The 21673-nt window shown below is 64.6% G+C and carries 19 protein-coding genes; 8 read left to right on the forward strand and 11 right to left on the reverse strand.

The genetic code is table 11. The features are described from left to right. Positions 1–100 precede the first annotated feature (100 nt). Positions 101–1282 carry an MFS transporter gene (locus ACA027_RS16305; protein ID WP_370679249.1) on the forward strand — a complete coding sequence of 394 codons (1182 nt, stop codon included), beginning with the start codon at positions 101–103 and terminating at the stop codon, positions 1280–1282. Here ACA027_RS16305 and ACA027_RS16310 read toward each other — a convergent pair. Next, positions 1279–2496: a sugar transporter gene (locus ACA027_RS16310; RefSeq protein ID WP_370679250.1), complete on the reverse strand. Its 1218-nt coding sequence runs from the start codon at positions 2494–2496 to the stop codon at positions 1279–1281. The genes ACA027_RS16305 and ACA027_RS16310 overlap by 4 nt on opposite strands. Positions 2497–2632: 136 nt before the next feature. Here ACA027_RS16310 and ACA027_RS16315 point away from each other — a divergent pair, with 136 nt between their 5' ends. Beyond that, on the forward strand, positions 2633–3592 hold the full coding sequence (locus tag ACA027_RS16315) for a GNAT family N-acetyltransferase (protein WP_370679251.1): 960 nt from the start codon (positions 2633–2635) through the stop codon (positions 3590–3592). 274 nt (positions 3593–3866) lie between these two features. After that, a complete protein-coding gene (locus ACA027_RS16320) occupies positions 3867–4892 on the forward strand; it encodes a dienelactone hydrolase family protein (protein ID WP_370679252.1) in 1026 nt (341 codons plus the stop codon). Here ACA027_RS16320 and ACA027_RS16325 read toward each other — a convergent pair. After that, positions 4876–5535: an NAD(P)-dependent oxidoreductase gene (locus tag ACA027_RS16325; protein ID WP_370679253.1), complete on the reverse strand. Its 660-nt coding sequence runs from the start codon at positions 5533–5535 to the stop codon at positions 4876–4878. The genes ACA027_RS16320 and ACA027_RS16325 overlap by 17 nt on opposite strands. Positions 5536–5645: 110 nt before the next feature. Here ACA027_RS16325 and ACA027_RS16330 point away from each other — a divergent pair, with 110 nt between their 5' ends. Further along, positions 5646–6587 (forward strand): LysR family transcriptional regulator, encoded by a 942-nt coding sequence (locus ACA027_RS16330; RefSeq protein ID WP_370682608.1) that lies wholly within the window; start codon positions 5646–5648, stop codon positions 6585–6587. Positions 6588–6808: 221 nt separating this feature from the next. Here ACA027_RS16330 and ACA027_RS16335 read toward each other — a convergent pair whose 3' ends face one another. Both ACA027_RS16335 and ACA027_RS16340 read right to left on the reverse strand, forming a co-directional pair. Beyond that, a complete protein-coding gene (locus tag ACA027_RS16335) occupies positions 6809–7561 on the reverse strand; it encodes an Asp/Glu racemase (protein WP_370679254.1) in 753 nt (250 codons plus the stop codon). A 1-nt stretch (position 7562) separates the two neighbouring features. Beyond that, positions 7563–8540, reverse strand: a complete 978-nt coding sequence (locus ACA027_RS16340; RefSeq protein ID WP_370679255.1) for a Bug family tripartite tricarboxylate transporter substrate binding protein — start codon at positions 8538–8540, stop codon at positions 7563–7565. Between the two features lie 112 nt (positions 8541–8652). Between ACA027_RS16340 and ACA027_RS16345 the strand changes: the two genes are divergently transcribed. Then, on the forward strand, positions 8653–9561 hold the full coding sequence (locus ACA027_RS16345; protein ID WP_370679256.1) for a LysR family transcriptional regulator: 909 nt from the start codon (positions 8653–8655) through the stop codon (positions 9559–9561). A gap of 101 nt (positions 9562–9662) precedes the next feature. Here ACA027_RS16345 and ACA027_RS16350 read toward each other — a convergent pair whose 3' ends face one another. Both ACA027_RS16350 and ACA027_RS16355 read right to left on the reverse strand, forming a co-directional pair. Continuing rightward, the gene (locus ACA027_RS16350) at positions 9663–10037 is read right to left on the reverse strand and encodes an antibiotic biosynthesis monooxygenase (protein ID WP_370679257.1); all 375 of its coding nucleotides are present in this window, start codon (positions 10035–10037) and stop codon (positions 9663–9665) included. 87 nt (positions 10038–10124) lie between these two features. After that, on the reverse strand, positions 10125–11354 hold the full coding sequence (locus ACA027_RS16355; protein ID WP_370679258.1) for an anion transporter: 1230 nt from the start codon (positions 11352–11354) through the stop codon (positions 10125–10127). A gap of 331 nt (positions 11355–11685) precedes the next feature. On the opposite strand from ACA027_RS16355, the gene ACA027_RS16360 reads away from it, so the two are divergent. After that, positions 11686–12216: a toxin gene (locus ACA027_RS16360; RefSeq protein ID WP_370679259.1), complete on the forward strand. Its 531-nt coding sequence runs from the start codon at positions 11686–11688 to the stop codon at positions 12214–12216. A 282-nt stretch (positions 12217–12498) separates the two neighbouring features. On the opposite strand, the gene ppk2 is transcribed toward ACA027_RS16360, so the two are convergent. The 3 genes from ppk2 to ACA027_RS16375 form a co-directional block, all read right to left on the reverse strand. After that, a complete protein-coding gene (gene ppk2, locus ACA027_RS16365) occupies positions 12499–13797 on the reverse strand; it encodes a polyphosphate kinase 2 (protein WP_370679260.1) in 1299 nt (432 codons plus the stop codon). A gap of 237 nt (positions 13798–14034) precedes the next feature. Beyond that, the gene (locus ACA027_RS16370; RefSeq protein ID WP_370679261.1) at positions 14035–15102 is read right to left on the reverse strand and encodes a branched-chain amino acid ABC transporter substrate-binding protein; all 1068 of its coding nucleotides are present in this window, start codon (positions 15100–15102) and stop codon (positions 14035–14037) included. A gap of 433 nt (positions 15103–15535) precedes the next feature. Then, positions 15536–16504, reverse strand: a complete 969-nt coding sequence (locus ACA027_RS16375; RefSeq protein ID WP_370679262.1) for an SDR family oxidoreductase — start codon at positions 16502–16504, stop codon at positions 15536–15538. Between the two features lie 110 nt (positions 16505–16614). Between ACA027_RS16375 and ACA027_RS16380 the strand changes: the two genes are divergently transcribed. Together ACA027_RS16380 and ACA027_RS16385 are read left to right on the forward strand one after the other, a co-directional pair. Next, positions 16615–17661 (forward strand): CDP-6-deoxy-delta-3,4-glucoseen reductase, encoded by a 1047-nt coding sequence (locus ACA027_RS16380; RefSeq protein WP_370679263.1) that lies wholly within the window; start codon positions 16615–16617, stop codon positions 17659–17661. Between the two features lie 198 nt (positions 17662–17859). Beyond that, positions 17860–18840: a Bug family tripartite tricarboxylate transporter substrate binding protein gene (locus ACA027_RS16385; protein WP_370679264.1), complete on the forward strand. Its 981-nt coding sequence runs from the start codon at positions 17860–17862 to the stop codon at positions 18838–18840. Positions 18841–19016: 176 nt separating this feature from the next. Here the strand turns inward: ACA027_RS16385 and ACA027_RS16390 are convergent, their stop codons facing one another. Together ACA027_RS16390 and folK are read right to left on the reverse strand one after the other, a co-directional pair. Continuing rightward, on the reverse strand, positions 19017–20675 hold the full coding sequence (locus tag ACA027_RS16390) for an ArnT family glycosyltransferase (RefSeq protein WP_370679265.1): 1659 nt from the start codon (positions 20673–20675) through the stop codon (positions 19017–19019). Positions 20676–21148: 473 nt separating this feature from the next. Next, a complete protein-coding gene (gene folK / locus ACA027_RS16395) occupies positions 21149–21673 on the reverse strand; it encodes a 2-amino-4-hydroxy-6-hydroxymethyldihydropteridine diphosphokinase (RefSeq protein WP_370679266.1) in 525 nt (174 codons plus the stop codon).

Here is a 21673-nt window from a genome sequence, read left to right on the forward strand (position 1 = left end):
CATTAGAGAATTCAGTTCATTAATTCTAGGAAAAATCATCCCGGATAAGAAATTGATTCACCCATAGACTGCCGCCGGTTCATTCGACGGAGTCTTTCCCATGTCTTCTCTTTCAGTCGCCGGCACCGCGGGCGGCGCCTCCCGCAGCGGCCTGTCCATTGCCATTCTGGCGGTGGCCGCTTTTGTCATCGTCACCACCGAATACCTCATCGTCGGCCTGCTGCCCGCGCTGGCCCGCGACCTGGGCATCTCCATCTCTGCCGCGGGCCAGTTGGTCACCCTGTTTGCCTTTACGGTGATGCTATTCGGCCCGGTGCTGACGGCCTTGCTGTCCCACCTGGCACGCAAGCCGCTGTTCATTGCCATCTTGCTGCTCTTTGCCGCCTCCAACGCCCTGGCGGCCGTGGCGCCCAATGTCTGGGTGCTGGCCCTGGCCCGCTTTGTGCCGGCGCTGGCGCTGCCGGTGTTCTGGGGTACGGCCAGCGAGACGGCAGGGCAACTGGCCGGTCCACAGCGCGCCGGCCGTGCCGTCTCCCAGGTGTATCTGGGCATTTCGGCCGCGTTGTTGTTCGGCATTCCGCTGGGCACGCTGGCCGCCGACGCCATAGGCTGGCGCGGTACGTTCTGGGTGCTGGCCGGTCTGTCGCTGGCCATGGCCTTGGCGCTGGCGGTCTTTATGCCCGCTGTCGCGCCGTCACCGCGGCTGCGCCTGGCCGAGCAGGCAGGCCTGCTGCGGGATGGGCGCTTTGTGGCCCAGGTGCTGCTGTCGGTGCTGGTCTTCACCGCCATGTTCACGGCCTACACCTATCTGGCCGACCTGCTGGAGCGCGTGGCCGGCGTGGCACCTGCCCATGTGGGCTGGTGGCTGATGGGCTTTGGCGCCATAGGCCTGGCGGGCAACTGGCTGGGCGGGCGCTGGGTCGAGCGCAGCCCGCTGGGCGCTACAGCGGCCTGCACGCTGCTGCTGGCCCTGGGCATGGCGGCCAGCGTACCGCTGGCGGATTCCCCTGCCTTGTTGGTCCTGGCGTTGGCGGTCTGGGGCATTGCCTATACCGCGTTGTTTCCCATTTGCCAGGTACGTGTCATGCAATCGGCCCGGCAGGCCCAGGCACTGGCCGGCAGCCTGAATGTATCGGCCGCCAACGCCGGTACCGGTCTGGGCGCCATCATCGGTGGACTGGTGATTGGGCAATGGGGCTTGGCGTCCATAGGCCATGTGGCCGCCGGCATTGCCCTGCTGGCCCTGCTGATGGCCTTGTGCATGCGACGGGCAGATCGCTAGCGCTGGGGCACAGGGTGAAAGCTGCCCGCCCATTTCCAGGTGGCATAGGCACACCACAGCAGGCCCAGCAAGGCCAGGCTGCCGCCCACATGGCCCAGGTGCTGCATGCCGGCATGGGTGCCCACCTGGCTGCCCAGCAATGCGCCGGCGCCTATGCCCACATTGAACAGGCCGGAGAACAGCGACATGCCCACATCCGTGGCGTCTGATGCCAGGCGCAGCACCTTGGCCTGCAACACCAGGGCCATGCCCAACATGGCTACGCCCCACACGGCACACACCGCATACAGGCCGGGCAACCAGGCCGTGCTAGGCAGCAGCAGCCACAGGCTGGCCGTCAGCACCGCCAGCGCCAGCAGCAAAAAGCTGCGCGGAAAACGCAGGCCAAAGGCGCTAAAGCACAGACTGCCCACAATGCCCATGCCGCCGAACAGCAGCAGCACCAGGGTGGTGACATGAGGGCTCAAGCCGCCCACCTGCTGCACCAGGGGCTCGATATAGCTGTAGACGGTGAACTGCGCCGTCACCATCAGGATCAAGAGCGCATAGGTGGCCAGCAGGGCCGGACGGCGCAGCAGCATGGGGATGGAGCGGGCCGAGCCCGCGTTCTCGCTGGGCAGCAGCGGCAGCAGCGCACGCAGCACCAGCATCACCGCCAGCGCCACCACGCCGATGACGCCAAAGGTGGTGCGCCAGCCCAGGGCCTCGCCCACCACACGGCCCAGTGGAATGCCCAGCACCATGGCCAGCGTGGTGCCGGTGGCCAGCAGGCCCAGGGCCTGGGTCTTGCGCCCCGCAGGGGCCACGCGCACGGCCAGCGCGGCCGTGATGGACCAGAACACCGCATGCGCCAGCGCAATGCCTATGCGGCTGACGAGCAGCACGCCATAGCTCCAGGCCACGGCCGACAGCGCATGGCTGGCAATGAAGAGCGCAAACACCCCCATCAGCAAACGACGGCGCTCCCAGTGGCGCGTGAGCAGCATGCAGGGCAGCGAAGCCAGAGCCACCACCCAGGCGTAAATGGTCAGCATCAGGCCCACCTGCTCGGTGCGCATGCCAAAGCTGGCGCTCAGGTCGCTGAGCAAGCCCACGGGCACAAATTCGGTGGTGTTGAAGACAAAAGCGGCCAGCGCCAGCGCAATCACGCCCACCCAGGCACGAAAGTCAGATACCGCCACGGGCGCCACGGAAGATTCACGAGAAGAAGACATACAAAGCATCAAAAAAACCGCAGACCCGGCCCCAAGCAGGCCGGGTGCGGGGTCCGCATGGTACGCCTCTACAGGATATGCGCGCGGCGCAAATTGTTGTACGCTACAACCATATACACGCCCACCAAAGGCCACCATGGCTGCCGACACCCACCTGGTCACCGCCGTCCGCACCGCATCGCGCACCATGGTGCGCGAGCTGGGTTTTATGCACACCACGCTGGCTGGCAGCGATTATTCGCCTTCCGCAGTGCACACGCTGCTGGAGCTCGAGATCCAGGGCGCCCTCACCGCGGCCCAGTTGGTGGGACTGCTGGGGCTGGAGAAGTCCAGCGTCAGCCGCCTGCTGGCCAAGCTGGAAGCCGCCGGAGAAATTGCGCCAGGCAGGGCCAGCGATGCCCGCGCCAAGCCGCTGCAGCTGACGGCCCAGGGCCGGCAAACAGCCGCAGCCATCCATGCCTACGGCCAGCAGCGGGTGCAGACAGCGCTGCGCCACCTGAACCCGGCGCAGCAACAGGCCGTGGCCCAGGGCCTGGCCACTTACGCTGGCGCGCTGCAGGCCAGCCGCCAGGGCGAGACCCAGGCCCGGCCCCCTGCCATCGAGATTCATGCCGGCTACCGCCCCGGGCTGATAGGCCGCGTGGCCGAGATGCATGCCTGCTTCTACGCCCGCCATGCCGGCTTTGGTCAGTTCTTTGAAAGCCAGGTAGCCAGCGGCCTGGCCGAGTTTGCCGCCAGGCTGAGCCAGGATGGCAACCAGATTTGGTGCGCCACGCTACATGGGCGCATCGTGGGGGCCATCGCCATCGATGGCCAGGACCTGGGTGGACAGCAAGCCCATTTGCGCTGGTTCATCTTGGACGATGGCTGCCGTGGCCTGGGTGTGGGCCAGCAATTGCTGCGCACGGCCCTGGATTTTTGCGACGTACAGGGCTTTGCCGCGACCCAGCTGTGGACTTTTGCCGGCCTGGATGCAGCCCGCCACCTGTACGAGGCCCAGGGCTTTGCCCTGGTGCACCAGGCCACCGGTAGCCAGTGGGGCAGCGCGGTGACCGAGCAGCAGTTCAGCCGCCCTCGGCCTGCCGGATGCCGCTAACAAAACCATAGCTGTCTGTACAGATGGTGTCTGCACTTACCGTGTATTTCAGTGCTTGTTGCCAGAATATGTACGAGCGCTGCCTTGCTCACCCGGCACATGGTCCCGACAACTGATACAAGGTCTATGGCATGGGGCAGCCATGCAAATACAAAGCGCATACCCTAGGCCAGCCAGGGCCACCACGGCCACGTTGACAGCAGGGCTGGCACAGGGACCAATGCCCACCAGCCCGCGATGTCCGTGGGAACTTGATCTCTGAGAGGCCATCGATATGTTGGATTTGGGTACGCATTGGAAGCCTGTACGCCGAATGCTGGGTGCCGCGATGTGGATGGCCGCCATCTGCCTGCCGCACAGTGGCAACGCACAAGTCTCACGCCTCGAAGTCACGCCACTCCAGTCGGTCACGCTGTCCGACCAGGAGTTCCTGATCGGCCGCGAAGACGGCAAACCCGTGGTGATCGCCGGGGAGCTTCGCCTCCCGGGCTTTGGCGCTGGCCGACGGCCCCTGGTCATCCTGCTGCACGGCTCCGGCGGCCCGGGCTGGGGCGTCGTGGACTGGGAGCAAAAGTTTCTCGACATGGGCGTGGCCACTTTTGTACTCGACAGCTTTACCGGCCGCGGCATTGTGGACACCACCAATGACCAGGCCCAGCTCGGTCGCCTGACGCAAACCGTGGACGCCTACCGCGCGCTGGCACTGCTGTCCCGGCATCCGCGCATCGATCCCCACCGCATCATGCTGATCGGATTTTCCCGAGGGGGGCAAAACGCGCTGTACGCCAGCCTCAAACGCTTCCAGCGCATGCACCTGACCTCCACCACGCCGCCTTTTGCGGCCTATGTCGCCTTCTACCCGGACTGCAGCTATACCTACCGTGACGACGAGGAGCTCGCTCCCGCACCCGTGCGCATTTTTCATGGCACTGCAGACACCTTCAGCCGCTCCAGCACCTGCCGCGCCTATGTGCAGCGGCTGCGCGCCAAAGGCCAGGACATTCAGATCACCGAGTACCCCGGGGCACAGCATGTATTTGACTCACGGATACTGCAGCAGCCCATCGCACTGCCCCAGGCACAGAGCACACGCAACTGCCAGACCATAGAGTCCGAAGAGGGCAAGCTGGTGAGTGCCACCACCCGCCAGCCCTTTAGCTACGCCGACGCCTGCGTCGAGCGCGGCGCAACCATGGCCTATGACGAGCAGGCCGCGACCGAGGCGGAAAAAGCCGTGCGCAAACTGGTCACCGAGATGCTCAAACCCTTGAGCCCAGCCCTGCTCAATAAGCTACCGTGAACCGGCTGCGCGAGTGCAGATGCTGCTCCAGCGCATCCACCAGGGCCACGGCCAGGTCCTGGGCCGAGATATCGCCGGGCTGCCCATCGGCCTGCATCAGCGGCGCGTCCTGGCCGGTGCGGTACTGACCGGTACGCCCCTTGGACTGTGCGGCCGAGCCACCGTGAAAGCCCACGGCCGGGCTCAGCAGCGTCCAGTCCAGTGCGCTCTCGCGCTGCAGCTCGGTATACATATCGCGGGCCGCCGTGGCTCCGGGCTTGATGGCTGCGGGAAAGTCCGGGTCATCCACCAGTTGCTGGCCATTCACCACCAGGCTACCCGCACCGCCCACCACCAGATAGCGGGGCACGCCTGCGGCCTTCACACCCTGCACGATGGCGCGTGAGCCCCGCATGAAATCGGCGTAGATATTCGGATTGGTCCAGCCCGCGTTGTAGGCGCTGAGCACGGCATCAGCCCCCGCCACGGCCTGTTGCACCTGGGCGGCATCCAGTACATCGGCCTGTACGGCCTTCAGCTGCGGCCGTGCGGCCAGCTTGGCCGGGTCACGCACCAGGGCCACCACCTCATGGCCGCGCGCCAACAGCTCATCCAGCACCACGGAACCCACAAAACCGGTAGCGCCAATCAATGCGACTTTCATTTTCTTCACTCCTTGTGTATGCAACAAGCCTGAAGATTACGCCGCTGCCGCCGCCAGAAAAAGCCTGTACCGCCACCATGACCTTGAAGCTGTGCTTCAAAATAGCCGCCATGGAAGACCTCAAACGCATGGCCATCTTCGCCACCGTGGTGCAACAAGGCTCGATGAGTGCGGCGGCACGCCTGCTGGACATGAGCCCCTCGGCCGTCAGCCAGCAAATGCGCCAGCTGGAACGCAGCGCCGGCGTCACCCTGCTGCATCGCACCACCCGCCAGCTGACGCTAACCGATGCCGGCCAGCGCTACTACGCCCAGTGCGCCGCCCTGTGCGAAGCCGCCCGCCGCGCCCAGGCCGAGCTGGCAGCCGAGCGCCAGCAACCCAGCGGCGAGCTGCGCCTGTCTACCCCCGTGGGTTTTGCCCCCCATGCCGCACCGGCGCTGGGGGCCTGGCTGGGCCAGCACCCGCAGCTGCGCTTGCGGCTGCTGGTGGACGATGCGCCCATTGACCTGGTGCAGGGCCGTGTGGACCTGGCCCTGCGCTTTGGCAAGCAATCCGACTCCAGCTGGGTGGCCCGCCACCTCGGCGCATCACCCACCGTGCTGTGCGCCGCGCCCCAGTGGCTGGAAACCTGGAACCAGCGTGCGGGCCGCCCGCTGCAAGCCCTGCCCGGCCACCCCAGTGAACTGGCCACGGCCGAGTGGCTGCAGCAAAGCCATGCCGAGCACCCGCAGCTCAGTGAGGAATGGCGCCATGAAGCCAGCGGCGAGCGCTTTTCCCTGCAAGCCCTGCCCCGCATGGTGAGCAACCACCGTGGCACCGTGCAGCATTTGTGCGAGGCCGGCCTGGGCCTGGCCCAGCTGACGCTGTTTGATGTGGTGCAGCCGCTGCGTGAAGGCCGGCTGCTACGCCTGCTGCCCGACTGGGATATGGGCCTGCTGGACCTCTGGGCCGTCACGCCCGAACGCGATGCACTGCCCGCCAAGGTCAGGCAGGCGATAGACGTGCTGCGTGCCTACTTTGCGCAGTTGCCAGGAGTACAGCCCCGCAGTTGAGCCACGCCCTGGGCCTGGATGGGCGTGGAGGGCAAACAGGTGCTGGACTTGCCATGGCGGAGATGGATTTATGGGTAGCAAGCACCACAGAAAACACAAGGGATTTACGCTTCTTAAGGCGTAAATCCCTTGTTCTGCATGCGATAGGCGCTATCAAGTTTTCAAACCATCAACCACCGCACGCCTCGCGTGCAAGCGTTCAGCGCCGGCACTGCCACCGCTCAGTAGCGCCCGCTCAGCAGCGAGCCAAAGCCGGGAGCGTAGGTTTTCAGGCCCAGCTTCTTGAGCATCATGTAGGTCGTGGCCACGGAGGAGGAAATGACAGGCAGGCCCAGCCGGTCTTCGATCGGCTGGATCGACCCCAGCGACGGCATCTGCACGCAGGCGGAAGCGACCACAGCATCCACACCCTGGATGTTGAGCTTGCGGGTGATCTCGATAGGCGCCATGGGGTCCTGACGACCGACCTCCAGGTTGTCGGCGATCTCCAGCGAAATGCTGTCCACCACCTCGATGCCTTCGTTCTCGATGTAGTCGATCACCAGCGCCGTCAGCGGTTTCATATAGGGTGCCAGCAGCGATACCTTCTTGGCACCGATGGCTTTCAGCCCATCCACCAGCGCGCCGGCACTGGTCACCACCGGGGCGGGGCCGCCGGTTTCCTGGGTACGGCGCTGCAGACGCTCTTCGGCCACGCGATGGTAGCCCCGCCCCATGCTCATGATGGCGACGAGGCAGGCATAGCCCAACACATCCACACGGGCGTCGGCCAACTCGATGGCGCAGCGGTCGGAGTCGGCATCCATGGCGGCCAGCTCTTCCTTGGTCACCTTCTGCATGCGCATGCGGCTGGAATGGAAGGTGAAGCGCTCGGGCTCCACCTGTTGGCGCTGCCACAGCATCTGTGGGATTTCCGTCTCCATCGTGGTGTTGGAGCTGGGAACGATTTGTCCAATACGGTAGTTTTTCTGCATTTCAGTCCACGCTGATCTTGTTGTCTTGAATGATGCGGCTCCAGTGGGCCGTATCCGCTTTCACCAGGGCGCCCAGCTCGCGCGGCGACATCACCACGGGCTCGATGCCCTGGAGCTCCGCGCGCTGCTTGACCGCTGGAGATTCGAGGGCAGTCGTGACGGCTGCCGCCATCTTCTGCACCACGTCGTTGGGGGTACCCGCCGGGGCAAACAACGCCACCCAAGCCTCGGGCTGAAAATCGGGCAGACCGGCTTCGGCCGTGGTCGGCACATCGGGCAGCATGGGGTGGCGGGTCTTGCTTGTCACCGCCAGCGCGCGCAGCTTGCCGGTTTGTGCATGTGGGCCCACAGAGGGCGGTGTGCTCATGAACAGCTGCACCTGGCCGCCCAATACATCCTGCATGGCGGGGCCCGAGCCCTTGTAGGGCACATGCACCAGCTCGGTCTTCGTCATCTGGGCAAACAGTGCCGTTCCCACATGCGACAGTGAGCCCGCCCCCTGCGAGGCGTAATTGATGGTGCCTGGGTTTTTCTTTGCATAGCTGATGAACTCAGCCAGGTTCTTCGCCGGCAAAGAGGGGTGCACCACAATCACGTTGGCTGCCTTCACCAGCATGGCCACCGGCACCAGATCGCTTTGCGACCAGCCCGGCTTCTTGAACAAGCTGGGGTTGCCCACGTGGTAGGCCGAGTACGAGGCCAGCAGCGTATAGCCATCCTTGGGCGCACGCGAGACGGTCTGGTAGGCAATGTTGCCGCTGGCGCCGCCACGGTTTTCCACCACGACGGCCTGGCCCAAGGTCTTGGTCAGCGAGTCCGAAACGAGGCGCGCGGCCGCGTCCACCACCCCTCCGGGAGGGTTCGGCACCACCAGGGTGATGGCCTTGGATGGGTAGTCACTCGCAGCCGCGCCACCGATCCCCGCAACCGCTATGGCCACGCCCCCGGCCAACTTGCTCAAAAAGATTTTTCTGTTCATTGCTTGTCTCCGTCGTCTTCATTTCTGTGCTGAACGAAGCTATTCTTCCTCAATCTTTTCTTCTTATTTAACGTATCTACTCAACCATCATTCGGCTTTGGTTAAGGAAGACATGATCCATCTGCACAAAACCGACCCTGTCTCCCTGCAGCTTTTTGTCACGGCAGCAGACGCTGGCAGCCTCACTGCCGCAGCACAAAACAACGGCATCTCGCTGGCTGCGGCCAGCAAGCGCATCGCGGATCTCGAACATCACCTGGAGGTGAAACTGCTGGTGCGCAGCAAAAGCGGTGTGGTGCCCACGGCCGCAGGGCAAAGCCTGTACCAGCATGCGCTGCAGGTGCTGGCGCGCATGGAACAACTGGTGCTGTCCATGAAAGACTTTGAAAGCGGCGCCACCGGCCAGCTGCGGCTGGCAGCCAACACCAGTGCACTGGCCGGTTTTCTGCCCGATGTGCTGGCGCACTACAACAGGCTGTACCCCGGCATTTCGCTGGATGTGGAAGACATGCTCAGCGAGGAAGCCGTGCGCGCCGTGGAGACGGGGGTGGTGGAGCTGGGCATCATTGGCGAGAACACGGTGATGGGCGCTTTGGAACGCATCGTCTGCGACGAGGACGAGCTGGTCTTTCTGCTGCCCGCCCACCACCCTCTGGCCGAGCACGCCAGCATCGACATCAGCGATGCGCTGCAGTTCAACTTTGTGGCGCTGGCGCGCTCCAGCTCACTCAGCCGGCTGATTGGCACCCAAGCGCAGTTGCTGAACATGCCGTGGAAAATCGTGATCCAGGTGCGCAGTTTTGAGTGCGTTTGCCGCATGGTGGCCGCCGGCCTGGGCATGGCCGTAGTCCCCTCGAAAGTGGTTCGCAGCCTGGTGCAGGACGACCAGGTGGCCGTGCGCCCGCTGCGCGGACTGGCACTGCGCCGCCGGCTGGTCATGGCCATGCGCAACCAAGGCAGCATCTCACTGCCTGCGCGCAAATTTGTGGATCTGGCACTTCAAAAAATAGAGCACAAGTAACCATCCACACCTGCACTACCGAGCTGTGAAGCGAAGCAATTCATTCAGTCCAGCGACACCCTGCCCGCCAAGGTAAGACAGGCACTGGAGCGGCTGCGTAGCTACTTTGTCCAACTTCCCGGCGTGGTGGGACGACGCAGCCCCTGAGACGATGCAAGAGGGTGTTCAATCCCACCGTCTCCATACATACGTAGCACCTGGGCAATGGTGACGTGGTAGCCATCCAACCACTGGGCCTGTTGGCGCTTGGCCTGCTGGTGTGCAGGATGCTCCATCAAAGCACGGAGCGCGTCCATGCTGTCCCAGTAGTACACATTGGAGATCTGTTGGGTGCCCGGGTTCTCCCAAGCCTCCTCGCCCAGATAGCCTGGAATGGATTTGGCAACCTGGGCAATGGTGTTGTCCAACGCATGGAATGCGTCGTCGAATTCGCGCTTCACAAAGGTGAATGTCGAGGTGTAGACAGTGGCAGGCACATCAAGTCTCCATCAGATGGGTCATCGCAGCGGCCACTCCGGGTGGCCGGGCGGGGCATCTTAGTTCTGCAGGATTCCGCCCATGTATCAAGCCGTCATGCGCCAGGCCAGATACAGCGCCACCATGGCCAGCGTGCACAGCGTGACGGGAATACCCAGGGCCGCATGTTGGCGCCAGCCAATGACCACGCCATGCCGGCGCGCTGCGTCCACCACGATGATGTTGGCAATGCTGCCCACAATGAAAAGATTGCCGGCAAAGGTGCTGACCAGGGCCAGCAACGTGCCCGCCATGGGGTGCTGGGCCACTGGCAGCAGCAGCATCACCGCCGGCACATTGGAGACCAGGTTGGACAGCACAAACACCGCAGCAAACAGCGTGGCTGGGTGCTCCAGCTGCACACCGTGGGCTGCGGCAGCCGCCACCCACTGCGCTGGTTCGCCCGTGCGCTGCAGGGCTGCATTCACCACAAACAGGCCCACAAACAGCACCAGCAGCTGCCAATCCACCAGGCCCAGCACGCGGCTGGAGTGCAGGCGGCGGCTGAGCAGCAACACGGCAGCGCCAATCAGCGCCACCACCTCATGCGGCCAGGGGCTGAAGAGAAACGCCAGCAGCACAGCCAGCGCCACGCCCAGGCCCTTGGCGGTCTGCCAGGGTTGCAGCGGGGTGTCGGCCGCTGTGGTGGCTGGCAGGGCATTGCCTTGCGCCAGCCGCCAGCGCCCGCGCACCCCAAGCACGATCAGCACCCAGGTCAGCGCCAGACCCAACAACACGGGCAGGGCCGCATCGGCGGCATAGCCCACAAAAGACATGGACAGCGACTGGCCGATCAGCATGTTCTGCGGGTTGCCAATCAAGGTGGCTGCCGAGCCTATATTGGCCGCGCAGGCAAGGGCCAGCGCAAACGGCACGGGGTTCAGCCGCTGGCGCAGACAGGCTTGCACCAGCACCGGCGCCACGGCCAGGCACACCACATCGTTGCTGAACACGGCAGACAGCACGCCCACGGCGGCAATCAACGCCGCCAGCAAGGTGGGCGGCGCCACATGCAGGCCTGCCACCCGCAGCGTGACCCAGTCGTAAAAGCCGCCCAGCTGCATCTGGGCCGACATGATCATGAAGGCAAACAGCAGCAGCACCGTGGGCAGGTGCACGGCGCGCGCAGCCTCCTCCACCGTCAGCGCGCCGCCCGCAATCACGGCGATTGCCCCCAGCAGCGCCACGCCGGTGCGGTCCAGTTGCAGAAAAGGCAGGCCGCCCAGCACCATGCCCAAGTACACCAAGCCAAAAACAAGCAGCACAAAAGTAGTCATAAAAAACGGGGGCTGGAGTGGGTGAATCGTTTGGAGGCGCCCATACGGTACTTCATGCGGTGTTGCTCACCCTGGTCGTACAAGCGTACTGCCTGCGGGCAAGCGCCTAGCCTGAAGCACCGTCTGGGCGTTGTGGGGGCGAGCCACCCCTGTGCTGTGCTGCGCAGGCCCGCTCCGGCAGACATTTCAAGAGCGATCTCTCGTTTTGCAAGCATGTTCTCTTATTTCAGAGCAGCGCCTGCAGATGGCAGCAGCGATTGCAACAGATTTCACCTTGCATCGATGGAACTGCAAATACCGGGCGCTCTCTTTTTTTACAGATACTGCAGCCATGCGCTACATCGTCATCGGCACCAGCGGGGCCGGCAAATCCAGTTTTTCCAACAGCCTGGCCCAGGCCCTGGGCTGTGCGCATATCGAGTTGGATACGCTGTACTGGGGGCCGCACTGGCAGTCTGTGCCCACCGCAGATTTTCTGGCGGGTGTGGAGCAAGCTACCCAAGGCACCCACTGGGTGGCCGATGGCAACTACAGCGTGGCGCGCGAGCTGCTGTGGGGCCGGGGCACGCACATCATCTGGCTCAACTACGGCCGGGCCACGGTGTTCACACGGGTGCTGTGGCGCACCCTGAGCCGGGCGCTGCGGCGCACACCGCTGTTCCACGGCAACCGCGAATCCCTGCACAAATCATTCTTCTCGCGCGACTCCATCCTGCTGTGGTCACTGACCACCTTCACCCAGAACCGCAAGAAATACAGCCAGCTGCGCCAGAGCCCGGAGTACAGCCATCTGCAGTGGACAGCGTTCACCCACCCGCGCCAGGCCACAGCCTGGCTGGCGGCGCGCAAGGCTGCGGTTTAAAAAGCACAAGGGCCTGTAGCCATATCGACCGCAAGCCCTTGTTCTACCTGCATCAGCAGCTCTCAAATCAGATATTCCAGCGCTACTCATCGCCCTGCGCCACACTGCTGCCGCCCCCTGGAACCAGCCTGCTGAACAGGTTCAGCAACAGGCTTCCAAGCCAGCCCATGGCGCATAAAACAGGCACACCCCACACAAGGGCACCGCGCAAGGGCCGCCCCGCCGCGCTGGTGCCGTCCCCCTGGGGGGAAGGCGCCGCAGGCGACTCAGGGGGGAGCACAGTCAAGCGTCGTTATCGCTGTCTTTCTGGTTGTGCGCCTCGCCACGCTCATAGATGGCATGGGCACGGCCCACGATCAGCGGGTCAACGCGGCCCACGCGCGCCAGGTCGCGCTGGGTGTAGGGCAGGCGGCTGAGCACATAGCGCAGCGCATTCAGGCGCGCGCGCTTTTTGCAGTCGCTCTTGACCACGGTCCAGGGTGCATCGGCCGTATCGGTCTCGAAGAACATGGCCTCTTTGGCGCGGGTGTAGTCGTCCCATTTGTCCAGCGATGCCTGGTCGATGGGCGAGAGCTTCCACTGCTTGAGCGGGTGGGACTCACGTTCCTCGAAGCGGCGGCGCTGCTCCTTGCGGCTGACGCTGAACCAGAACTTGATGACGTGGATGCCTCCGCCCACCAACATGCGCTCGAACTGGGGCGCCTGGCGCATGAATTCACGGTATTGGGCGTCGGTGCAAAAGCCCATCACGCGCTCCACACCGGCGCGGTTGTACCAGCTGCGATCGAACAGCACGATCTCGCCCGCCGTGGGCAGATGCTGCACATAGCGCTGGAAATACCATTGGCCCAGCTCGGTCTGGCTGGGTTTTTCCAGGGCCACCACGCGTGCACCACGGGGATTCAAATGCTCCATGAAGCGCTTGATGGTGCCGCCCTTGCCGGCCGCGTCGCGCCCTTCAAAGACGATGACCACGCGCTGGCCGGTGTCCTTGACCCAGGCCTGCAGCTTGAGCAGCTCCACCTGCAGGCGGAATTTTTCCTTTTCATAGGCCGAGCGGCGCAGCAAGTTTGCATAGGGGTAGCCGCCCTCTTTCCAGTCCTTGGCCAGCTCTTCGTCGGGGTTGGGCTTGGGCTCGTCCTTGCGGTGGCCGTGGTCCAGCTGATCCAGCGCCTTGCGCAAGGCTTTCTGGTCGTCGGGGTCGGAGCCTTCCAGCAGGGTGCGCAAGGCCTTGGCGCGTTCCTGGTTGCTGCCAGGACCGTCGAGCACAGACATGACGGCCGCCACGCGCTTTTTCTGCGCGGCCTGCGTGGCCTGTCCGGCCTCGTATTCCTCCAGCGCCCTGTCGCTGTGAATGCCTTGGGCCACATCGCCTTTTTCCGTAGGGCGGCGGCCATGACCGGCCTTGGCTGCAGCCTTGCCCGCCGCTTTGGCCATGGCTTTGTCGACCGTCCTGGTCGGCTTGGCCGGCGCGGATGCGGCCTGGTTTTGGCCGGCCTTTTTCGCAGCAGGAGGCGTAGCTTGTGGTGCGGAGGGTGCGGCCGGTGTGGCGGCAGGGCTGTCAGAGGTGTTGTTCTTCATGGGCGTACCTTGGAAATTGCTGCGCCTTTGCGCACCTGACATGGCATGCGGGCCCACCCCGCACTGCAATGTGGCCAGGGTGTGACAGCAGCTTGCTGCAGTCAACCTTACCACTGCCGCAGCATGGGCTGGCCCCCAAGATGCCCTGACTGTGGATCGAAAAAAACAAGGGCCCACCGAAGCGGGCCCTTGCTTTTCAACAGGACGGCATGTGGGTTGCACGCCGCAGCACCGGACTTATTCCAGCGGCTGCTTGTTGCCGCCCACATAGCGGCTGAGTGTGTAGCTCGGATTCTTCATTTCGCCATTCGGCTCGAACGCGATCTTGGCGGTCACGCCCTGGTAGTCGGTCTTTTGCAGGAACGGCAGATAGACCTTGGGGTCGGCCGAGTTGGCGCGCTTCATGGCGTCGGCCATCAGCATGGTGGCGTCGTAGAAGTAGGGGCTGTAGACCTGGAACTGGCCGGGGTACTTGGCGTCATAGCGCTTCTTCCACTCCGCGCCGCCAGGCATCTTGGCCAGCGAAGAGCCGCCTTCGGCACAGACCACGTTCTCCAGCGGCTTGGCACCCGCTGCCACCTTGGCCAGCTCCACCACGCAGATGCCGTCGCCCCCGAAATACTTCACATCGGTCAGGCCCAGCTGGGCCATCTGGCGCAGCATGGGGCCGGCCTGGCCATACATGCCGCCGTAGAAGATGCCCTGGGGCTTTTTGGCCTTGATCGAGGTCAGGATGGCCATGAAGTCGGTGGCCTTGTCGTTGGTGAACTCGGTGGCCACCACTTTCACGCCCAGTTTTTCAACTTCCTTTTTGAACACATCGGCCAGGCCTTGACCATAGGCCGTACGGTCGTCGATCACGGCGACCTGCTTCAGACCCAGGGTCTTGGCAGCGTAATTGGCCAGCGCAGCGCCCAGGGCGTTGTCGTTGGCAATGACGCGGTAAGTGGTCTTGTAGCCGGGCTTGGTCAACGCGGGGTTGGTGGCCGCACCCGTGATCATGGGAATGCCGCAGTCATTGAAGATCTTGGACGAGGGAATGGCCACGCCCGAGTTCACAAAGGCCACGGCGCCGGCCACCTTGTCGTCGCACAGCTTCTGCGAAGCCGCCGTGCCCTGCTTGGGGTCGGCGCTGTCGTCTTCGGCCACCAATTGGAACTTGACCTTTTTGCCGCCGATTTCCATGCCCTTGGCATTGAGGTCCTCAATGGCCATGCGCACGCCGTTTTCATCGTCCTTGCCGAAATGGGCCTGCGGGCCCGAGACGGGGCCGATGTGACCGATTTTGATGACCTCCTGAGCCATGGCTCCCGAAGCTGCGATTCCACCCACCAGGCCCGCGACCGCGAGCGTAACTGCCTTAACGCGCATGCGACTATCTCCATTGGTTGAAACAAGTTGCCAAGCTAGGGCCAGGCCCCCGACTTCACATCGGTGCTTTCCCTTTGCAGAAACCGTGCCTGCGGTCACACAGCCACAGGTAGGGCACTGAGGGCGTCATTTTTCTCCCATGTGTGCCGCGCCGGCACAGTGCCGTAGCGCCACAGAAACGCGGAGATTCCCCAGGTCGCAAGTCCCTTTGTATGCGCTAACTCACCGCAGCAGCCTGGCTGCGGGGCAGGCTTTCAGCCCGGCAGGTCCGGCGAGGTTTGGGCATCAAAAACGCCTCCAGCGCAATTGCGGAGCGCTGCAGCAGCTCCTCAAAATGCAGCAGCCGCCCCTTGCAGCCAGCGGGCAGTCACCCGGATTGGGCCGACAGCCCTGCCAGCCCCTGCACCACGGTGGGGTAGCGCAGGCGCAGGCGCAGCTCGGTCTTCAGCCGCTGGTTGCGCAAGCGGCGCGACTCGCCCATGAAGCTCAGCATGGACAGCGGCAGACTGCCCTTGGCTTCGGCCAGGCTGATGCGTGGCAGACGTGGCAGGCCGCTGAGATCGGCCGCCAGATCGAAGTAGTCGCCCATGTGCAGCTCGCTGTCATCGCTGGCATGCACGGCGCGCTGCGGCCTGCCCCGCCACAGTGCAGCCAGGCAGGCGCGGGCCAGGTCATCGGCCTGGATATGGTTGGTGTAGACGTCATCGCCTGCCTGCAGCACGGGCTGGCCCTTGCGCAGCCGCGCCACCGGCGTGCCACCTTCGCGGTCCAGCGCATAGATGCCGGGCACGCGCAACACGCTGGCGCGGGCACCGGTCTGCAGCGCCCAGCCACGCAGCGCACGCTCGGCATTGGCCCGGCGCTGGCCACGGGCCGTTCCGGGGGCCAGGGCACGGGTTTCATCCACCCAGCTGCCCTCGCAATCGCCATACACGCCCGTGGTGGACATATAGACCAGGGCCTGGGGCGGTGTGCGCCGCGCCAGGGCCTGCAGCAGGTGCTCGGTGCGCGGGTCGCGCCACCAGGCCTTGGGGCCCGCACCTTCGGCCGGCGGCGGTGCCAGGTGCAGCACGCGCTGGCCCAGCCCCGCCAGCCGGGCCAGGGTGGCGGGCTGGTCCAGATTGCCCTGCAGCGGCGTGATGCCGGTGGCGCGCAATGCGGGGGCGCGCTCGGCGCTGCTGGTCAGCGCCAGCACACGCACGCCGTGGCGGCCCGAGGGACTGGTTTGGAGGTCACGCGCCACGCGCAGGCCCACGTCGCCGCAGCCCACAATCAGCAAGCGCGTACGGCGAAAGCGCGCTGGCAGCGCCCCGAGAGGATTTTGGTTTGAAGGCACAATGGAAGGTTGATTTTTTCGAGCGAGGTTTACGCACCTCAGGCAGGTGCAGCCCGGAAGCCGCTTGCCAGTGACAGGGCCTCGACCACCTCGCCAAGGATAGCCAAGCCATGACCGACTCCGCCATTCTCCCCCACCAGATCACCGTCCAGCCCAGTGGCCGCCAGTTCGCCACCCAAGGTGCGGAGACCATTCTGGCCGCCGCCATCCGCAGCGGTGTGGGCCTGCCCTATGGCTGCAAGGATGGGGCCTGCGGCTCGTGCAAGTGCAAAAAAATCAGCGGTGCGGTGGTGCACGACAGCCATTCCGACAAGGCGCTGACGCCCGAGGAAGAAGCCCAGGGCTTTGTGCTGACCTGCCGCGCCACGCCGCAGTCCGATGTGGTGTTGGAATCGCGCCAAGTGACGGATGTGAATGCCTTCCCCATCAAGAAGCTGCCGGTGCGCGTGGCCGCCCTGAACCCGCTGTCCCACGATGTGATGCAGCTCAAGCTGCAGCTGCCTGCCAGCGAAAAATTCCGCTATTACGCCGGCCAGTACATCGAATTCATTTTGCGTGATGGCAGCCGCCGCGCCTACTCCATGGCCACGGCCCCGCATCTGCAGGAGACGGCACCCGGCGTGGAACTGCACATCCGCCACATGGCCGGCGGCAAGTTCACCGACCATGTGTTTGCCGGCATGAAGGAAAAAGACATCTTGCGCGTGGAAGGCCCTTTCGGCAGCTTCTTCCTGCGCGAGGACTCGAGCAAGCCCATGGTGATGCTGGCCTCGGGCACGGGCTTTGCCCCCGTCAAGGCGCTGATCGAGCATATCCGCCACCAGGGCATCACCCGCCCCGTGGCCCTGTACTGGGGCGGCCGCCGCCCTGCCGATCTGTATATGCATGCCTGGTTGCAGGAGCAGGCCGCCAGCCTGCCCAGCCTGACCTATGTACCTGTGGTCTCCGATGCCCTGGCCGAAGACGGCTGGACTGGCCGCACCGGCCTGGTGCACCAGGCCGTGCTGGACGACTTTGCCGACCTGTCCGGCCATGAGGTCTATGCCTGCGGTGCCCCCGTCATGGTGGATACGGCCCGCAGCAGCTACACCGCCCAGCGCGGCCTGCCCGAAGAGAGCTTCTTCGCCGACGCCTTCACCTCGGAAGCCGATAAGTAAGCCGGCTGCCACGCCATGCCGCAGCCCCGCAGCCTGCGGCATGGACATGTACTCTGTGCTAGCGCGCACGATTCCACAGCGCTCGGAAAGCTCTCCGCCTTTCCCTGCGTGCATTCCACACAAACACGCAAGAAAACGCGTAAGTGAAACCATGTGAAACATGAACGTGCAATTTTTTGCACAATCAAGCCCATCATGATGCAGCGTAGAACCCTTGCCCTGGCCACCGCCGCCTTTGCGGCCGCCGCCTTCTCCCCTTTGGCCCAAGCCTTTGGTACCCAGCAACAACCCATCCGCCTGATCGTGCCTTTCGCGCCCGGCGGCCCGCTGGATGTGACCTCGCGCGCCCTCGCCGAGAGCGTGCGCAACACGCTGGGCACGGTGATCATCGAGAACAAGGCCGGCGCCGGCGGCAACATCGGCGTGGACGCCATTGCCAAGGCCGCCCCCGATGGGCTGACCATTGGCCTGTCCACCACCGCCACCCATGCCGTCAACCCCTGGCTGTATTCCAAGCTGCCCTTTGACGCCGACAAGGACTTTGCCGCCATCACCCAGATGGTGCGTGTACCCAATGTGCTGGTGATGAATGCGGCCCGCGCCGAGCAGCTGGGCATTCACAGCCTGGCCGACCTGATCAAGTACGCCAAGGCCCATCCCGCCAAGCTGAACTACGGCAGCGGTGGCAACGGCAGTGCCGGTCACCTGGCGGGCGAGCTGCTCAAGCAGCGCGCCGGCATCCACGCCCTGCATATTCCCTACCGCGGCGCCAACCCGGCCCAACTGGCCCTGCTGGCCGGCGAGGTGGACTTCAACATCGACAACCTGGCCGCCGCCGCCCCCAACATCAAAAGTGGCAAGCTCAAGGCCCTGGCAGTGACCTCGCTGCAGACCTCGCCCATGCTGCCCGACGTGCCGCCGCTGGCCAACACGCTCAAGGGCTTTGCCATCGACACCTGGTGGGGCCTGGTGGCACCGGCCGCCACGCCCAAGGACGTGATTGCCAAGCTGAACAAGGCCTTCACCGACGCCCTGCGCGCCCCGGAAACCCAGACCCGCTTCAAGACCTTGCTGGCCGAGCCTGTGGCCACCACGCCCCAGCAGTTCGAGGACTTCATGGCCGCCGAGCGCGCCAAGTACAAGCCCCTGGTGGCGGCCTCCGGCGCAAAAGTCGATTAACCCCCTGAGACGCCTAGCCTTCCCCTTGCCCACACCGCCTCAGGCAGTGAGCCAAGGTTTCAGCCAGCAAAAAACAACGCCCTGCGGCCTCGGCCTGCAGGGCGTTTTTCATGCTTTACTCATCAATAGATAGCGCCTTATGCGCTATCCATCTGCGTTAAAGGCGTCTTTGACACTCAGTTTGGTGCAGCACTGCCACAAGCCCAGGCCGCAGCTTCTGCCGGCCGCCCCAGGTCCACGCGCCACAGCTGGCCCAGTTGGTCGGAGGCGACCACAGTCGCCGCTGCCAAGGCCGGATAGCGCTGCACCAGCGCCGCCTTGCCCACCACCCAGCTCACCGGCGTGCTGCACAGGCGCTGCTGCCACTGACCCGGCTCCAGCAGCGTGCGCCCTGCCTGCACGGGCAAAAAGGCAGCGGCGTCCTTCACCTCTTTGCGCCAGTTGTCGTTGACTATGGGCTCGCTCCAGGGGCTCACCAGCAGCATGGGAGCCTGCAGCCGGGCATAGAAGGGCGTGTCGTACAAATAGGTGTCCACCATGAACACCGGCTCGCTCGGCCTGTGCTGCGCGGCCAGCGCCCGGCCCAGATCGCGGGCGGTGTAACGCTGGTCCTGCGCCAGGTACAACAGCACGGCCAGCGACGCGCAAGCGCCGACGGCCAGGCTCAGCCACCACAAATGCCTGCGTTCGGGATGGGATGCCAGCGCCATGGCGATGGCATCCCCCATCAACCAGGCCAGGGCCGGAACCGCGGGCAGCACATAGCCCACCAATTTGGACGCTGGCCAGGAGAAGAACAACACCACCACGGCGGCAAAGCAGGCCATCAGCAAGCGCACGGACTGTGCGGCGGCCTGGTCTATGGCGTCCTGCTCCGCCACACGCCAATAGCTGCGCGCCCACATCGCGCGTGACCACAGCCAAAAAGGCAGGCTGCTGAGGGCCAGCACGGCGGGGTAGAACCACCAGGGCTGCACATTGTTGAAACCGCTGGCGGCAAAGCGCTGCAAATGCTGGACCACAAAAAAGTAATGCAAAAAATCCGGAAAGCGCAGCTGCATCAGCCAGAACCAGGGCACAGCCACCAAGGCAAACAACAGCACACCAGGCAGCGAGCACAAGGCCCAGATACTGCGCCAGCGGCGGCGCAGCAGCAGCCAACAGCCCACCACCAGGGCCGGCAGCACCAAGCCGATCAGACCCTTGGCCAGCACACCCAGCGCTGCCAGCCCATAGGCCAGCAGCAGGCTGCGCCGAGACGGCAGGCCTTGCTCAAAGCACAAAGCGGCATGGGCCAGGGCCAGCACGGTGGCCGTGATGCAGCCAGCCACCAGCATGTCCAGATTGGCAAACTGCCCGCCCAGATAGAACAGTGGCCAGGCCAGCAGCACGGCCACGGCGTAGCGCGCCGTCTGCAGCCCATACCAGCGCCGGGTGAACAGATACAGCGACCAAATCGCCATCCATGCCCCCAGCAGCGGGGCCGCGCGGCCTGCGCCCTCGTGCATGCCACCCAGCTTCAGTGCCAGGGCCGTGACCCAGTAAAACAGCGGTGGCTTGTGGAAAAACGGCAGGCCGTTGAGGCTGGGCGTGAGCCAGTCGCCCGAGCGCAGCATCTCCCAGGCCACGGTCACATAGCGGCCTTCGTCAGGCAGCATCAGCGGCCGCATCCATGCGGTGATGGCCAGCAGCAAGGCAATGCCCAGCGCCATGGCGACGGACTCGCTCCTTCGCCCCCATTGCAGCCACGGCAGCGGGGTGGGAGCCAGATGGGAAACAGCGCCGCGAATGCGGCGGCGGGTGCGCGAAAATGCGTCGGTGTGCAAGATATCCATGTGTTGCCCAATTTCCTCGAGCCAAAGACCTTGCCGCGTTCCATGCGACGGCCTCTGCCCAGCGATGCACAATGCATGCCCAGGATGAAAATTGGCTGAATGTCCACCTCCAAAGCCGCTGTGCGGCTTTCCCCCTGCGAGACGACAACCTCGGCTGTGAGAGCGTGAACACGCTCTGAGACAGCTCTTGCTCGCTGCCTCAGGTCTGGAACCTGCCAGTCATGTCGCAGCCCTTTGACAGGCTGCACCGGCCTTGCGCCTTTCTGGCCTGGAACTGCCAGTTTGGTGGGCAACGCCTTGACGGCAAGCACCGGCCTTGCGCCTGAAATGGCTTGGGCACTCCCGGATGCGCCAAAGGCAAAAGAGGCCCATCACCCCAACCCTTGGCTGACCGCAGCAGCCATATTGCCCGACAAGTGTGACGGCACCAGGGAAGCCCCTGGTGGCTTGTATAGCTATGGTTTCGGGTGTTTTCAGCGTGCCGCTTGCAGCATGCCGGGGCACCAGGCCTGCGGCGCTTGCTGCAGGGCGATGCGTTGCTGTGCCACGGCGGCCAGCTGGGCCGGGGTGACCAGGGCCGGGGCCAGCTCGGCCAGCGGCAGCAGCACAAAGGCCCGCTCCCACAAACGGGGATGGGGCAGAGTCAGCTCGGGGGTGTTCAGCTGCAGATCACCGTGCAGCAGCACATCCAGGTCCAGGGTGCGCGGGGCATTGCGGTAGGGCCGCTCGCGGCCGGCTTGCAGCTCGATGGCCTGCAGCGCGTGCAGCAAGTCCAGCGGTGCCAGCGTGGTCTGTACCGCCGCCACCGCGTTCAAAAAGTCCGGACCGCTGGCATCAACCGGTGCGCTGGCGTACAGCGACGACAGACCTGCCAGCTGTGTACCCGGCAGCCGGGCTATGGCCTGCACCGCCTGGGCCAGGGACTGGCCCCGGTCCCCCAGGTTGGCACCCAGACCGATAAAGGCCTGCTCGGCAGCCTGGGCTGCCGATGCATTCAC

The sequence above is a fragment of the Comamonas sp. GB3 AK4-5 genome (assembly GCF_041320665.1).
GTDB lineage: Bacteria > Pseudomonadota > Gammaproteobacteria > Burkholderiales > Burkholderiaceae_C > Comamonas.